Raw genomic sequence first — 16,838 nt, 5'->3', positions numbered from 1 at the left:
TTTTCTAAAAAAAGATAGTTAAACTATCTTTGCCTAATCTATTTTAAAAATAAGTTTTGCTGCAAAAAATAAGCGTTTATTTTTTTATTCTACTTTACATGGTTGCTATGCTTAGGCCAATTGCACCGTTTGTTGAATATGCAGTAAATTATGATTATATATCAAAAGTATTATGTATTAATAAAGATAAGCCAGCACTTCAATGTAATGGTAAATGTCAATTAATGCAAAAGATAGAACAGCAACAAGAAGATGATTTTAAATCATTAAGCATTGTCATAAAAGACTATCCAATAGGCTTTGTGGAGTTACTCTCTGTACGTGCAAAAAACAGTTTTAATAGGTGTGTAAAAAAAACATACTCTTATGCAAAAAATTATTCCTTTCTGTTTTTAGCAACCATTTTTCATCCACCAAATTTTTAAGTTTTACATACAAATAATTAAGAGTATAGTTTAAAATTAAACTGTACAAAACAATAGTGTAAAATTTTTAAAAAAAATAAACTGATGAAATTATCAAAAATCATTTTTATAGGAACTTTTATGTTCTTATTTCAAGTAGTAAACGCACAAAAAATAACATCACAGAATAACGAATGGAAATCCAGTAGGCCAGATGGGCATGCTCCAATCAGTGTAATGGGAGATCATTACCATAAAAAAGGAGGTTTAATGTTTTCTTACCGATACATGAATATGTATATGAAAGGATTACAGCAAAAAGGTACTGCTATTACTAATGATGCAGCTCACAATGCTGGTTATATGGTAACGCCTTTAAGCATGCCAATGAATATGCATATGTTAGGTATTATGTATGCGCCAACAGATAAAATAACTTTAATGGCGATGGCAAACTATATTACTAATGATATGGATTTGCAGATGAGAATGATGGGGATGAAAACTAAATTTTCAACAGCATCATCTGGTTTTGGAGATTTAAAATTAGGAATCTTATATAAATTCATTAATAAGAACCGTCAATCTTTACATAGTTTGGTAAATATATCTATTCCTACAGGAAGTATAGAAGCTATAGATGAAACACCAATGTCTTCTCCAAATGAAATAATATTGCCTTATCCAATGCAGGTTGGTAGCGGAACTTATGATCTTGATTTAGGGTTGACATATTTAGGTCAAATGAATCAAGTCTCTTGGGGTTCTCAATTAAAAGCTACTTATCGTTTTGGAAGAAATAAATATGATTATTCTTTAGGGAACCGTTACAGCTTAAATTCTTGGTTTGCTGTAAAAACAACCGATTGGCTTAGTATTTCGGCACGAATGGAAATCTTATCTGTAGCTAAAACAAATGGTGAAAATCCAAATTTAACACCTATGATGGTTACTACTGCAAATACTGAAAATTCAGGGGGTAATTATATAAATACTGGATTAGGATTTAATGTATACGCATTTAAAGGTACTTTAGAAAATGTTCGTTTTGGTTTTGAATATGCATTACCTGTTTATCAAAAATTAAATGGAATTCAGTTAGAACAAAAAGAAACAATAACTTTAGGTTTACAATATTCAATGTAGTTTTTGATATGAGAACTACGAATGTCTTTGTTGTTTTTTTGAATTTATGTACTATTATTAATAGTAACTTTCTGTAAGGATTTGTAATTTTGAAGACGAAACATTAATAAATTAAATTTAAAATATTTTAAAATGAAAAAAAGAATAGTAGTATTAGCAATGTTAATGATAGCTGTATTGTTTTCTACAGAAGCAACAGCTCAAAATTTTAAAGGATTAGATAAAAGTCCTATGGATGCAGCAGCATATCCTGATAATTATAGAGTTTCAGATAAGTTAGTAAAAGTTATTTATAGCCGTCCTAAGTTAAAAGGAAGAGCTTTGTCTAAGCTAGCTCCCGCAGAGAAAGTATGGAGAACAGGTGCTAATGAAGCGGCAGAAATTACGTTTTATAAAGATGTTAATTTTGGAGGTAAAGATGTAAAGGCAGGAACTTATACATTATTTACAATTCCGGGAACAACTGAATGGACAGTAATTTTAAGTACTGCTAAAAATGTTTGGGGTTCTTATTTTTATAATGAAAATGAAGATGTTTTACGTGTAAAAGGAACAGTTTCTAAAGCAACTAAATCTACTGAAGCTTTCTCTATCATTTTCGAAGGAGAAAACAATAATGCAACTATGTATTTAGGTTGGGGTAACGTAATTGTTTCTGTACCTGTTAAAGGATAAAAATAATCGTTACAATTATAATAAATAGGTTTAAAAATCACATGATTTTTAAACCTATTTTGTTTTTAAAGAATTCAATTTTCTTTGAAAAAAGAAATAAAAATAGTATTTAAAATAACCGTAAATTTGCAACTTCTTAAAAAGAGACAAAATGCAATATAATCATCAAGAGATAGAAAAGAAATGGCAACAATTTTGGGCAGACAACCAAACATTTAAAGCCAGTAATGAATCGGAGAAACCTAAATATTATGTCTTAGATATGTTCCCTTATCCGTCAGGAGCAGGTTTACATGTTGGGCATCCTTTAGGATATATTGCATCAGATATTTATGCACGTTACAAGCGTCATAAAGGTTTTAATGTATTGCATCCGCAAGGGTATGATTCTTTTGGTTTACCGGCAGAACAATATGCAATTCAAACGGGGCAACACCCTGCAAAAACTACGGAAGAAAATATTACAACCTATAGAAGACAGTTAGATACTATCGGTTTTTCTTTCGATTGGTCTCGTGAAGTACGTACTTCTAGTCCTGAGTATTATAAGTGGACACAGTGGATTTTTATTCAGCTTTTTAACTCTTGGTATAATAAAGATACCGATAAAGCAGAAGATGTTAAAACATTAATTTCTGTATTTAAAAAATCAGGAAACGCAACAGTAAATGCTGTTTCAGAAGAAGATATTACTGTTTTTTCTGCGGATGAATGGAAAGCATTTTCAACTACAGAACAAGAAGCAATTTTGTTGCAATATCGTTTAACATATTTGTCGGATACTGAAGTAAACTGGTGTCCTGAATTAGGAACGGTATTAGCAAACGACGAAATTATAAATGGTGTTTCAGAGCGTGGTGGTCATCCTGTTGAGCGTAAGAAAATGACACAATGGTCTATGCGAATTTCTGCATATGCACAACGTTTATTAGATGGTTTAGAAACAGTCGATTGGCCACAGCCTTTAAAAGATAGCCAAACAAATTGGATTGGTCGTTCGCAAGGAGCAATGGTAACTTTTAAGGTAGATGCTTTAGAAGCGCCAGAAGCTGGCGTAAGATTATCTTATAAAGAGTTAGAGGCGTTAAAAGAAATGCGTTTAAACCTATCGAAGGCAGAAGAAGTACTTTGGAATGAATTAAAAAATAAAAAAGGAGCAGCAAAATTCAGAAAAAAATATACCATTGGTACATTTTTAGTAGATTATGTATGCTTAGCAAAAAATATAATAGTGGAGTTTTCTGGTAAAGAAGACGAAGCAAAAAGAGATGCTTATTTTGCGAGTGAAGGATTTCATGTAGTGCGTTTTACAAATGATGAGGTGTTAGAAAATGTTTTAGGTGCTGTATCTAAAATTAACAACACAATTCAGTTTGCAAAACCTATTGAAAAAACAACTGTTGAGGTTGTAGAAACAGCAATAGCAAACGATTATAAAATCGATGTTTTTACTACCAGACCTGATACTATTTACGGAGTTTCATTTATGACCTTAGCTCCAGAGCACGAATTAGTAGCTAAAATTACATCCGAAGGGCAACAAAAAGCCGTTTACGATTATATTAAAGCAACAGCAAAGCGTTCTGAAAGAGAACGAATGGCAGATGTAAAAACAATTTCAGGAGTTTTTACAGGTGCGTATGCTTTACATCCGTTTACGGGAAAACAAATACCAATTTGGATTGGAGATTACGTGTTAGCAAACTACGGTACAGGTGCTGTTATGGCGGTTCCTTGTGGTGATCAGCGTGATTATGATTTCGCAAAAAAATTCGGATTAGAGATTCCTAATGTTTTTGAAAATGTAGATATTTCTGAAGCGGCACATGCAGATAAAGAAGGAACTAAAATTGCAAATTCTGATTTCTTAAATGGTTTGTCGTATAAAAAAGCGATGAAATTAGCGATTTACGAAATGGAACAAAAAGGTTTTGGTTTTGGTAAAATAAACTATCGTTTACGCGACGCAGTATTTAGCCGTCAGCGTTATTGGGGAGAACCTTTTCCTGTATATTATAAAGACGGAATGCCTCAAATGATTGATGCTAAACACTTGCCAATCGTTTTACCAGAAGTAGAAAAATATTTACCTACAGAAGATGGGAAACCACCTTTAGGAAATGCTACAGAATGGGCTTGGGATTCTCGTGCAAAGAAAGTTGTATCGAATGATAAGTTAAAAAATAAAACAGTATATCCGTTAGAACTGAATACAATGCCAGGTTGGGCAGGTAGCTCGTGGTATTTTAACCGTTATATGGATTCTACTAACGATGGTGAATTTGTAAGCAAAGAAGCTGCTGATTATTGGAAAGAAGTAGATTTATATATTGGTGGTTCTGAGCATGCAACAGGACATTTATTATATGCTCGTTTTTGGCAAAAATTCTTGTTTGATAAAGGAGTTGTTCCTGTTGATGAGTTTGCAAAAAAACTAATCAACCAAGGAATGATTTTAGGAACATCAGCACTTGTTTATGAAGCATTATTTGACGGAAAAAAGAATAATTTATATATTTCATCTGATTATTTTCAAGGAGAAAATCAAATACAAGAAATAGCAGCAGATGATAAATTATGGACTCGTTTAGATAAAAAACTAAAAGAAGCAGGTTTAACTGCTGAAGCTGAAAAATCGTTAACATACAGACCTATTCATATTGATGTAAGCACGCTTGAAGGAGATGTAAACGTAAATATTGATAAGTTAAAAGCTTGGAGAAGCGAATTTGAAACAGCAGAATTTGTTTTTGGAAGAGACAAACAATTTGTGTGTCATAGAGAGGTTGAGAAAATGTCGAAATCTAAATACAATGTTGTTAATCCAGATTTAATTTGTGAAGAATTTGGTGCAGATGCATTGCGTTTATTCGAAATGTTTTTAGGGCCTTTAGAACAAACAAAACCTTGGAAAACATCAGGTATTTCAGGTGTGTATTCTTTCTTAAAGAAATTATGGAAATTATATATTGGCGAAGAAGGAGTGCTTGTTACTGCTGCTGAACCAACAAAAGAAGAGTTAAAAGTTTTACATAAAACAATTAAAAAAGTAGAAGAAGATATTGAGAATTTTTCATTCAATACCTCGGTTTCTACCTTTATGATTGCTGTAAATGAATTAACTGCTTTAAAATGTAATAAACGTGCTATTTTAGAACCTTTATTAGCATTAATTTCACCGTATGCACCGCATATTGCAGAAGAATTATGGAGTCAGCTTGGGCATGAAGGTTCAATAGCAACTATTGATTTTCCTAAGTTTGAAGCTTCTCATTTAGTAGAAAGCTCTAAAACGTACCCAGTTTCTTTTAACGGTAAAATGCGTTTTACTCTAGAATTATCTTTAGATTTAAGTAAAGATGAAATTGAAAAAATAGTAATGGCTGATGAACGTACGATTGTACAATTAAAAGGGCAAGAACCTAAAAAGGTAATTATTGTGCCAGGAAAAATTATTAATATTGTAGGATAAAAGATAAAGTTAATTACAAAAAAAGAAGACTTTTTAAAATTTTAAAAAGTCTTCTTTTTTTGTTTAAAACAGTTTAGTATGGATTTTTATGAAACATTAGGTTTATTAGCAGCCACATTAACAACAGCTTCATTTTTACCACAAGTTTATAAAACATGGAAAACAAAGTCTACTGAAGGATTATCTTTAGTAATGTACTCCGTATTTTTTATAGGTATTGTATTATGGTTAATATATGGAATTCATTTAAAAAGTATACCTATGATTTTAGCAAATAGTGTAACCGCTATATCATCACTATTTTTAGTTATTATGAAAATTAAATACAAGTAATTTTAAGGTGTCTTTAATATATTTTAAATTATAAAAATAAACGTAATGAGTAAGATATCGTTAAAAAGCACTTGGCTTTTTTTACTAATTCCTATCGGAATTATATTTTTTGTTGTAATACCAGAGGTCGATAAAAAACACGAAAGATATAACAACAATCAAATAGCATTAAAAAATGATATTTATACTTTAGATTCATTACAACAGTTAAAAAACCCAACTAAAAAAGATAAACATTTACTTCAAAAATTAGAAATCACCGTACCAATTCATACAAAGATTTATGGTGGTGAGAAGTTTATGTTTTATAAAATAGGGGGAATGTTACTTGTTTTTGTATTTATGGGAGTAGGTATGGTTGCGACAAATTATATTTCTAATAAAAAGAAAACTTCGTCTAAAAATAAACAAGTAGATTTTGTTTTTGAAGACCCTACAGCTGATGTAATAGGGCAACAAATATCTTGGAATGCTCTAGAGAGTTCTGCTAGTAATTTTCCAAGTGAAGTGTTTAAAAAAACAGCACAAGGGTACAAAATAACCGCTAGCTCGTTTACTAAAGTATTTGCTTGGAGTTTTTTCTTAATGGGTTTAAATTATGTAACAATTTCATTTTATGAGTACTATCAAATTTATGATATTCCACTTACTTTTATGAAAGGAGGAAAATTGTTTTTTACTTCTGGCGGCCCTTTTTTATTAATAGGGTTGATTTTACTATTTATGTTTTCTCCAAAAGTATTTATACATACTCGAAAAAGAAAAATTATTTTTGGTGGTGAAACATTGCAATATCAGGAAGTATATGCTTTGCAGGTATTAGAAAAATTTTCGTCGGGAGGTAGTTCTTCAGGCGGTTATTTTTCATATGAGTTAAATTTGATAACCAATAAAGGAGATCGATTTAATTTACTAAACCATGGAGACAAGATGTATATTTTAAGTGATATGATGAAAATTAGTAAGCTTTTAAAAGTGCCAGTTTGGAATAACGGAGTTGTATAATTACGTTTACATAAACTTTTAGTAATTTACACCCAAAATATAAAGGGGTCTGTGAATTTTTTATCTTGTACAAAGCATGCTTTAAATGTTAAATACTTTTATGCAGTTAATGAAATATCAAACGATGTTTGGCAACAATTAAACTGTACAGAAAACTTATATTATCACCCGAAATATTTAGAAGCATTACAACAAAACAATCCAAAAATACAGTTTGGTTATATTGTTTTATTTGATGAAGATAAAGCAGTTGCAATAGCAACTATTCAAATAGTAGATTTTTATTTAGATAGTGTTCAAAACGATATGCAATCTGTCGTAGAATGGATAAAATGTACTGGAAGAAAATTAAGAATACTATCTCCAGAAAAACCTTTTAAAATACTTACCTGCGGAAATACATTTGTAAGCGGTGAACATGGAACGTTTATTAAAGATGACCAGAATAAAAATGAAATCATTCTAAAAATAGCGAAAGCAGTTATCGATTTTACTAATTTAAAACCTCAGAATAAAGTTGATTTCTTTATGCTAAAAGATTTTGAAAAAGAATCGTTGTTTATTACTGATGATTTGCATGAAGAAGGTTATAATTCGTTTAATGTAGAACCGAATATGGTATTGCATTTAGAAAATGATTGGCATAGTTTAGATGATTATTTAACCGCTTTAAAAACTAAGTTTAGAGTAAAAGCAAGAAAAGCATTAAAATTGAGTGCATCGTTAAAAACTGAAGATGTTACTTCAGGTAGACTTAAAGATTTATTGCCAGAAATGAAAGCGTTGTATAAAACGGTTTCTACTAAATCGAGTTTTAATTTAGGTGATTTCAATGTCAAAACGTATAAATCATTAAAAGATAATTTAGGGGATGCTTATTTTTTAAGAGCTTATTGGTTAGAAGATAAGTTAGTAGGTTTTTTATCAGGAATTTTTAATAAAGATTCATTAGATGCTCATTTTGTTGGAATAGATTACACCAATAATAAAGAATACGCTATATATCAACGCATGTTATATGATTACATTTCTTTAGGAATACAAAGAAAAGTTAAAACTATAAACTTCGGGAGAACGGCAAGTGAAATAAAAAGCTCGGTAGGAGCAGTTCCGCAAGATTTAACTATTTATTTGCGACACAAAAAAACAATTACAAATCGTATTTTAAGTCTGTTTTTAAAACGAATTCAACCATCAGAATTTAAACAAAAACATCCATTTAAAATAAAACAATAGCAAAGTTAATTTTCAATAATGAAAAACACTCAAGAACTATTAAAAATACTAACCTTAAAAGATATAGGTAATAACAATTTTAACGGAATCAGCAAAGATATTGGTAGTCCAAATGTATTTGGAGGTCAGGTTTTAGCGCAATCATTAAATGCAGCTTATAGAACGGTTAAAGAAAGTCGTATTTTACATTCCTTGCATTCTTATTTTTTAGAAGCAGGGAATTTAGAATTACCAATAACTTATAATGTGCAGGTTATTCGTGATGGAGGTAGTTTTTCTACCCGACGCGTAACTGCACATCAAAATGATAAAACAATTTTTATTTTATCGTGTTCTTTTCATAAAAAAGAAGAAGGGTATGAACATCAAATGCCAATTAAAAAAGGGATAAAAAAACCCGAAGAGTTATTTAGTTGGACAGATATGTTAGCGCAATTTGGTGATTTTTTACCTAAAAAGTTAAAAGCATTTTTAAGTGTTGAAAGACCAATTGAGTTTAAACCTGTAGAAATTGTAAACCCTCTTGATATGAAAGATTTACCACCATTTGTTGATGTGTGGTTTAAGTTAAAAGGAGATCCTGTTGATTTATCTTTAGCGTTAAAACAACAAATTCTTACCTATATTTCTGATTACAACATTTTAACAGCCTGTTTAAATCCGAATGCGAGCATTGCTAATTTTGGTAATACTCAAATGGCAAGTTTAGATCACTCAATGTGGTTTTATCGTGATTTTGATTTTAACGATTGGATGTTGTTCTCAATCGAGAGTCCGAATACCTTTGGAGCACGTGGCTTTGCTTGTGGTAATATTTATACAAGGGAAGGTAAGTTAATAGCTTCTGTTGCACAAGAAGGTTTAATGCGCCCAATGAAAAACTAAATTAATTTTGCCTAATTATAAATAATCGATACTAAGTAAATTATCAAAAATACCTGAACAATAAATTTATTGTTCAGGTATTTTTGATTTATATGTTTTTCCTATAGCTTATTTTGTTGCGGTATTTATTAGGGAGTTAGCATGTAATTGAATAAAAAGAGTCTTTTGGTATTGCAAATTTTAATTTAAACTAAAATAACTTACATGGGTGGCTTCATATAGTGTTTGGCTAAATGCTAGGTTTATTGATACTGCATTTTATTGTATTTAAACAGTTATATAATAATATTGCAAGTCGTTATGGTAATCATGTACTAAATAAGGTTGCTTAATGAATAATAATTCTTTTTTTAATAGTAACTTGTTGTTATCTAGTAGGTAACTTGTGTGATAGATTTAAAAAATTTATTTTTTTTTTGAGTGATTTACTATAAAAAAAATGTATCTTTTCCGTATAAAGCAACTTTACAACCATTTATCAACAGTAAATGGTTGTTTAAATTATCTTAAATTCATAAAGATGACTTGTAATGTATACTTACAGTAATAATTGAAACAAAAATATTTTTAATCTTTATAAACCATTTTATCATGAGAAAATTATTATTTACAATTGCAGCTGTAGCATCTTTTACAGCTATGAGTGCACAAACAGGAACAGTAACAATAACAGGAATAGCAAATGCTGTTGAACTTCCAGGAGATAATGTTACGACTCATACTGTTACAGTAGATTTGCCATCTATAGCGATTATCGATGTTCATTCAGTAGCTGCTACTGGAACACCAACTGGTGAAGTAAGTGACATCACATTTTCAATAGCAGCTACAGATGTTAATGAAGCTGGTTTATTTATGAATGTAGCTAATATTCCTTCTGCAAAAGTAAGAGTGAACCATACATATGTACCAACAGTAGCTAGTAGTGATACTGTTATTACTGTTGAATTAGATGCGGCTATACCAGGTTTTAATCTTAATTTAAAAAGTGGAGTAGACTCTGGAGCTATGGTAGGAGAGCCGGGTGACCTAGTAATCTTAGATTTACCGATGGTGCCAACAACAGCGGTTACTGTTAGAAATGGTATTTTAGCTTCATATACCTTAGATGGCCCTACTAACGGAACAGAATTAGAATATTACTTGACAGAAGATACAACGACTTTTGGTGGTCTTGATGCAAGTGGTACTGGAGTAATGCAGTCTACTTTAACTTATACTATTAGTGCACTTTAATTAAATGCATCTTTTAAAAAAGCAGATCTGTGTGTATAGATCTGCTTTTTAAATAAGTCACATTATATGACTAAATAGTGAACTTATATATTCAATAAAAGCAATAGTTATTAAACAACTTATACATGAAGCCAATTATATTCTTACTTAAAGGTTCTTTTTTATTGATAGCTTTAACTTTTCTTCCGATTAGACATCTAAATGCTCAAGAAATTTCTATCCAAGGAGGTTTAATGAAAGTATTTAGTGCCAGACCAGGCGATGTTATTAAAGGACATGTAATATTGGTTAATCCGACAGAAGAAGAGGTTGTCGTTAAGGTAAGCCTTAAAGATGTTCAGTTTGATTGTAGCGGTGGTTTTAAGTTATTAGACGATTATGATTTAACACACGGAGGTTCTCAGTGGGTATCAGATGTAGAGTCAGAGAAGTTTATTTCTGCAAAAACAAAATACGATTATCCATTTACCATTACAGTGCCAAATACAAAAGGGCTTCAAGGTTCTTTTTTAGCAGTATTAAAAGTTCAAAACCCAGATCCTAAAAAGTTAAATTTAGCTAAAAATATTGTTGGTTTAACATCTAAAACTAATTATGTAATAGGTATACTAGTGCATGTAGATAAGACACCTGTATTTGATCTTAATTTTGAAAACATGGATTTAACATACCATACACTTCAAGACAATCAAATTAAAAAAACACTAAGTATCACATTAAGTAATACTACAAATTTTGCTTATAAAACAACACTAAATATGGAAGTGTATAACACAGCTGGTGATTTAGTATTAGAAAAAAAATCATTAAACAAGCATATATATGCTGATTCGTGCCGTGATATTTATTTAGATTTATCAGTTTTAGCATCAGGTAATTACCAATGTGTATTAACTGCAGAAGCGGATGGTGAGTTTGTAGGGACCAATCTGTCTTTAACTATAAAATAAAAACGTTTTTTTATTAGATAAATTTAAAATACATTTTATTTTCATATCCCTATCTTAATATTTCAATCTCATTATGAAAACTATATATAAACTACTTCTTTTTTGTTTGTTTCTTATGAGTTGTGATATGGTGAACTATAAAAAAAAAGGTAACGTATTTAAAAAAGATACAGTTAAACCAGTTATAGTAACACCACCTGTTAAATCTTCATTAGCAATAAAACCAGACCAACAAAATGTGCAAGAAGCTGCACCAGAGCTGGTATCTAAATCTACCACAAAAACCAAAGTAACAAACGTTGTAAAGCAACCGTTATCTCAGAAAAGTTTAGGTAAAAATCCTTATGAATTAAGGATTAAAACACTGAAGAATAAGGATGATTTTAAAGATGAATTTGGCTTAAAAAAAGCTGCTATTAAAAATGTAGCAAAACTACAAATCAATAATAGCTACGATCCTTATATAGAAGAAACTATTACAACCACTACTACTGTTAACACAACGGTGGTTAGAAAAGTGTTAAAGAACGGTGATGGTAGTATGTTAGAAAATAAATTATCTGAAGGGGAAATTACTAAAGTTAACCAAGTAAGTTCAGTACCAACATTACCTCAAGTAAATGCTAATTTAGCAAAGGTAAACAGTTCTGCTAAAAGGAGCAGCGCAAAAAAAACACGAGTAAAGGTAAGTGAAAAAATAGGTTTTAATATGAAAAAATCAGAAGATATTAAACAGCAACTATCGAAAGCACAATTACAGCAATTAAAATATGTTAAGTTACCGTTCAATTTATATATAAACCCGTTATATAAAAAGAATATATATAAGTCAGATACGAAGCATACTTTGGTTATAGAAATTGAAAAATCGGGAGTAGCGGAGTTTGATTTTAATTTTGAAGTATTATTGCCAGAAGCTTGGTCGTTAATTTCTTTAACACCATCAGCTAAATTAAAAGGAGCTTCTAAAAAATTAATTTTCTTAACTTTTAATATTCAAGGTAATGCAGCCCCAGGTAAGCAACAAGTACAGTTGTTTGTAAAAAATAATAAGAAGGCTGTTGTTAAAACAAAAGTTTTAAACTTTAAAGTTGCAAAAAATTACAGTTTAGAGGTGTTTAATATTTCTGCACCAGAGTATGTGAACGCCGGACAGATTGTTGAAACAACTTTTGGGGTAAGAAATATGGGAAACACCATGCACGCGATTAATTTAGAGTCTACAAATAGTATTGAAGGGAGTTTAAATAGGAATTTAGCTCCAGATTCACTTATGTTGATAACGGTAACAGAAAAAACAAATAAACGTTTAAATAATATTTCTCGTATTTATATGGAGCTTATGGTTGTAAGTGAAGGAGATAATACAAAAAAGCGTAGCTTTAAAGAGGTGCGTGTTATTCCGAAGCGCATCAAACAAAAAGATCCTTATTTAAGGTTTCCTATGGAAGCAAGTTTGTTGTACAATAGTTACACACGAAAGAAAGAACATTATTCTACATTGTCAGCAGAGTTAAGAGGTAACGGGTATTTAGATGAAACAGAAAATCATCATTTAAATTTTACTTTTAGAGGGCCTAAACAATTAAATTTACGTCGTTTTGGAACAGCAGATCAATATAGTGTAATTTATAAGTACAAAGATTTAACTACGGTTTATTTAGGAGATCATGGGTATCGTATAGATCGTTTAGGATTTTCTAGTAGATATGGTATGGGGTTTAGGTTAGATCAAAGAATAAACGATTTAACGTTAACAGCTTTTTATTCTAAGCCACGATTAAATGCTTTTAATAGTCAGGCTGTATATGGGGCAAAAGCACAATATAAAATTAATAATGATGTAAATATAGGGGTGTCTTTGTCTCAATCAAAAAAAGAAAAAGGTTATGTAAACGATGTTGACTTTCAAAACTTATCTAACGAAGGTCAAATAATAACCTTTAACGGAAACTATATTAAAAAAGGAACTCGTATTGCTTTAGAATCCTCTACTAGTTTAACAAAAGAAAGTGTTAATACGGCTAATTTTTTAAGTGTAAATCAGCAGTATAAAAATTGGAATTATAATGGAAATATTACCATTGCCGATAAAAAATATTATGGATCGCTAAAAAATAGTATCCGTTTTAATAGTTCGTTGGGATATCGCTATAAAAAATGGTACGCTAGAGTAGGGGCTCGTATCTCTAGAGTTAATGAAAATTTAGATACGCTGTATTACAACAGCCAGCCTTATACAGAAAATTATGACGCTTCATTAAATTATCGTTTAAACAGAAAACACCAGTTTAGATTGCGTTTAACTAAACGTGAAAGAGAAGATCAAATGAAAATTAAAAACTACCACTATAAAGAATATGGGGTAAATTATAATTATCGTTTTTTTGATAGAAAATATTCTTATGGTATAAATGGTGCTGTTAATAATACAAAAAATTTATTAGCCATAAATTCTGATTACAGAAGAACGTATAATAACGCTGTTAATGGATCGGTAAGTGTGTTAAATAATTTTAGAGTTAATGGTAATTTTAGCCATTCATTTACGAACCGATACGGAAACTCTGATTCTAACAACCATTATTTTGGTTATGGTACAGGTGTAGGGTATGTGTTAAATTCTTATTTTTCTGTAAACACAAATTATAACAGTGGTTTTAGCCCTGAAGATAATTACCTGGTGCAAAATAATTTTACGTTTAACATGCAGGCGCAAATACACAACCGCCACTTTTTAGAGATACGATCTAATTATTACCAGAGGCCAGGAAGTTTTAATGATAAAGAGTTATTTGCTTTTGCAAAGTATACTTATAGGTTTGGTGTACCGCTTAAAAAAGTAATTAACCAAGGTGGTATTTTAGGTAATGTAAATAGTGAAGATGCGAGTATAAATGTAGCTGATATTCAAATCGTAGCAGGAGGTGTTACCGTGGTAACAGATGAGTATGGTAACTTTGAATTAAATAACTTAAATGTTGGGTTAAATTATATAATCGTAGTAACGTCATCATTACAAGATGATGTAATGACTACGTCTAAAATACCATACGAAGTAACGGTAGTTGCAGATGAAATGAGTGATTTAAACATTATTCTAATGAAGACAGGTGGGCTTAAAGGACAGTTGCAATTACAAAGTAGAAAACCATATCGCTTAAAAGCATATTTAAAAATATTTAATGATAACTATACCTATAACATAGCAACACGTACAGATGGTAGTTTTCAATTAAATACGCTAGCACCAGGTGTTTACAATGTTAAAGTTATTAATATGGTGCAAAAAAATGAGTTATTTACCATTAATAATAATTTTAAAGTAGAAGTCATAAGCGGAGATGTTGTTAATAAGGTGTTTGCTTTAAAATTAAAAAAACGAAAAATAAAGTTTAAATCTAATAATTTTAATATAGGAAACTAATGAGAATTATATTACGCACCATATTATTACTACTAATAACCAGTTTTACAAATACATTTGCTCAGGTTTCACCACCCAATACAAGTTTGGTAGCTGTACCAGTTGTTGTTCAGGATGCCGAAGTGGATATCGATTTTGCTATAATCGATTTTAATGAAACCCCGGTAACTGGTGGCGCTAGTAGTTTTATAGAAGCAGGTTTGGCATTTTCAGGTGGAGGTAATACCATGTGGGTAAATTACACGTATAGGCAAAATGGTAATTCTCCCAGTACAGCATCTATAGATGTTGAAGTTAGTGGTTTAGACCCGTCAGTTACTTTTACGTTGGTACCCATGTTAAAAGCAGGAACAGCAACAGGAACAATGATATCAGGAAATCAAGTATTAAGCAATGGGACTTTCTCCAATTTTATAACCGGTATTACCGAAGGGTTTTCTGGTGATGGTATAGGTAATGGTTTTCAGGTGTCATATTTAATAGATAATCCAAATAATGCAGATTTAAGCGGTATTACGGTAGCCTATATAATTAAATACTAAATAAAGAGCACATGGCAATAAATAAAAACATATTAATTTTAGTGATAATAATCTTTGTTGTTGGGATGCAAGGTGTTTTAGCGCAGTTAACAGGTGTCATTCCCGGCACATTGTCAGTTAAGCCAAGTTTTGGGACAGCCTCAAGCGGTGAAGGTTCGTCTTCAGCCCAGTACAGTTTGCAATATCAAACAAAAGCAACAAATACTCCTCTAGAGGCTGGTTTAGATGCGGGCTTAGTAGATGTATCTCAAAAAGCTTATCTAGATTTTAAGTTAGATTCACAAACGGTGCTTGTTATTTTGAATGTTGATGACGATGTTATTTGTATGAGTAATTTGTATGATTATGATGTATACATGTCAACACAAGATTTTCCCCAGACAAATTTAAGTGATGTAAAGATAGAGGCAAGGGTTGTTAACTCTAGCGGAACCATATACCCTTCAACGTTACCAACTCCAGGACTATCAGGGGCAGTGTTGGGTCTTCTTGGCTTATCTGCTCTAAATCAAACAGTTTTTGATGCTTATGAAGCAGCTGTTATTGGAAACGCTGTTACTCCGGCACAAGGAGGAAGTTGGATTCAACTTTCAGATGAATCTCAAACACCAATTAAAGTGTTTTCTTTTAGAGGGTGTCGAACAGATTTGGAGGTTGAATTTAAATTTACTATAAATAATGTGATTTATAGTGTACCTGATTTTAAACTAAATTATTTTGTGGTAGCTACAGATTTAATTGATTACAACACTCCTTAGTATTCGTATTTTTTAGTATTCAGTTTAATATTTATTTCTTGTTCTGAAGAAAATATAGATCTTTATGGCACTGTATCTTTAATATTACCAGAAAACAAGGGAATAGAAATTGAAATTTTATCATTGATTTAATGAGTATAGAGTTGATAAAGGATTAAGTAGCTTAAGCTAAATAGATGTAGTAAAGGCACAAGCTTACACACATATCAATTATATGATAACACCAGCAGCAGCATCACACGATAATTTTTTAAAAGAAGCCAATATTTAAAAGAAGATTCAGAAGCAAAAAGAGTGTCAGGAAATGTAGCTTATGGCTTTTTAAGTGGAAAAAAAGGTGGTAAATGCGTGGGTAAAAAGTAAAGGTAACAAAAAAATATGGAAGGAGATTATACACACTTCCAAATATCAGCCGAACAATGTGAAGATGGTAGGTGGTATTTTACGAACATTTTTATTCAAAAATAATTAGTACGATTTAGTAAAGTTTTTAATATGTAATATCCCGTTAATCGACACAAAAACAACCGTTCGACTACATAAAAGACCCAGCTAAAGATATTTAAACATGTTAAGAACAAATACCCTGTATATTTGTGGTATTATGAAAATACAACTACTTATTACAATCGTATTATTTATGCTAATTAGCATTGCAGCACACTCACAGAAAAGAAAAATAATGTATTTAAAGATTAAAAAGAACGACAGCATTAAAAAATAACCTTTGATAAGGTATTTAATTTATATCACTCCCAATCCCCCTTTG

At 30.7% G+C, this 16,838-nt stretch carries 13 protein-coding genes; all 13 read left to right on the top strand.

What is annotated here, in order from left to right:
• Positions 1-107: 107 nt before the first annotated feature.
• The 13 genes from N2251_RS12825 to N2251_RS12765 all read left to right on the top strand — a co-directional run bounded on the left by N2251_RS12825 (position 108) and on the right by N2251_RS12765 (position 16,069).
• Positions 108-425, top strand: coding sequence for a hypothetical protein (locus tag N2251_RS12825; protein WP_260587128.1), 318 nt, complete (start codon positions 108-110; stop codon positions 423-425).
• Between the two features lie 84 nt (positions 426-509).
• Positions 510-1,550 carry a transporter gene (locus tag N2251_RS12820; RefSeq protein ID WP_260587127.1) on the top strand — a complete coding sequence of 347 codons (1,041 nt, stop codon included), beginning with the start codon at positions 510-512 and terminating at the stop codon, positions 1,548-1,550.
• Positions 1,551-1,682: 132 nt separating this feature from the next.
• Positions 1,683-2,225, top strand: a complete 543-nt coding sequence (locus N2251_RS12815; RefSeq protein WP_260587126.1) for a DUF2911 domain-containing protein — start codon at positions 1,683-1,685, stop codon at positions 2,223-2,225.
• A gap of 151 nt (positions 2,226-2,376) precedes the next feature.
• Positions 2,377-5,697: a leucine--tRNA ligase gene (locus tag N2251_RS12810; RefSeq protein WP_260587125.1), complete on the top strand. Its 3,321-nt coding sequence runs from the start codon at positions 2,377-2,379 to the stop codon at positions 5,695-5,697.
• A 78-nt stretch (positions 5,698-5,775) separates the two neighbouring features.
• Positions 5,776-6,030 (top strand): SWEET family sugar transporter, encoded by a 255-nt coding sequence (locus N2251_RS12805; protein ID WP_260587124.1) that lies wholly within the window; start codon positions 5,776-5,778, stop codon positions 6,028-6,030.
• Between the two features lie 45 nt (positions 6,031-6,075).
• Positions 6,076-7,035 (top strand): hypothetical protein, encoded by a 960-nt coding sequence (locus N2251_RS12800; protein ID WP_260587123.1) that lies wholly within the window; start codon positions 6,076-6,078, stop codon positions 7,033-7,035.
• 51 nt (positions 7,036-7,086) lie between these two features.
• Complete coding sequence (locus N2251_RS12795) at positions 7,087-8,271, top strand: GNAT family N-acetyltransferase (protein ID WP_260587122.1); 1,185 nt, start codon at positions 7,087-7,089, stop codon at positions 8,269-8,271.
• 18 nt (positions 8,272-8,289) lie between these two features.
• A complete protein-coding gene (locus N2251_RS12790) occupies positions 8,290-9,156 on the top strand; it encodes an acyl-CoA thioesterase (protein WP_260587121.1) in 867 nt (288 codons plus the stop codon).
• A 591-nt stretch (positions 9,157-9,747) separates the two neighbouring features.
• Positions 9,748-10,392, top strand: a complete 645-nt coding sequence (locus N2251_RS12785; protein ID WP_260587120.1) for a hypothetical protein — start codon at positions 9,748-9,750, stop codon at positions 10,390-10,392.
• A 125-nt stretch (positions 10,393-10,517) separates the two neighbouring features.
• Positions 10,518-11,342: a hypothetical protein gene (locus tag N2251_RS12780; protein ID WP_260587119.1), complete on the top strand. Its 825-nt coding sequence runs from the start codon at positions 10,518-10,520 to the stop codon at positions 11,340-11,342.
• Between the two features lie 127 nt (positions 11,343-11,469).
• Positions 11,470-14,769 carry a hypothetical protein gene (locus tag N2251_RS12775; protein WP_260587118.1) on the top strand — a complete coding sequence of 1,100 codons (3,300 nt, stop codon included), beginning with the start codon at positions 11,470-11,472 and terminating at the stop codon, positions 14,767-14,769.
• Positions 14,769-15,311: a hypothetical protein gene (locus tag N2251_RS12770; RefSeq protein WP_260587117.1), complete on the top strand. Its 543-nt coding sequence runs from the start codon at positions 14,769-14,771 to the stop codon at positions 15,309-15,311. Before N2251_RS12775 ends, N2251_RS12770 begins: the two co-directional genes overlap by 1 nt.
• Positions 15,312-15,322: 11 nt before the next feature.
• Positions 15,323-16,069: a hypothetical protein gene (locus N2251_RS12765; protein ID WP_260587116.1), complete on the top strand. Its 747-nt coding sequence runs from the start codon at positions 15,323-15,325 to the stop codon at positions 16,067-16,069.
• Positions 16,070-16,838 lie beyond the last annotated feature (769 nt).

Source organism: Tenacibaculum haliotis (genome assembly GCF_025215075.1).
GTDB lineage: Bacteria > Bacteroidota > Bacteroidia > Flavobacteriales > Flavobacteriaceae > Polaribacter > Polaribacter haliotis_B.
This window is presented reverse-complemented; position numbering and strand designations above follow the sequence as displayed.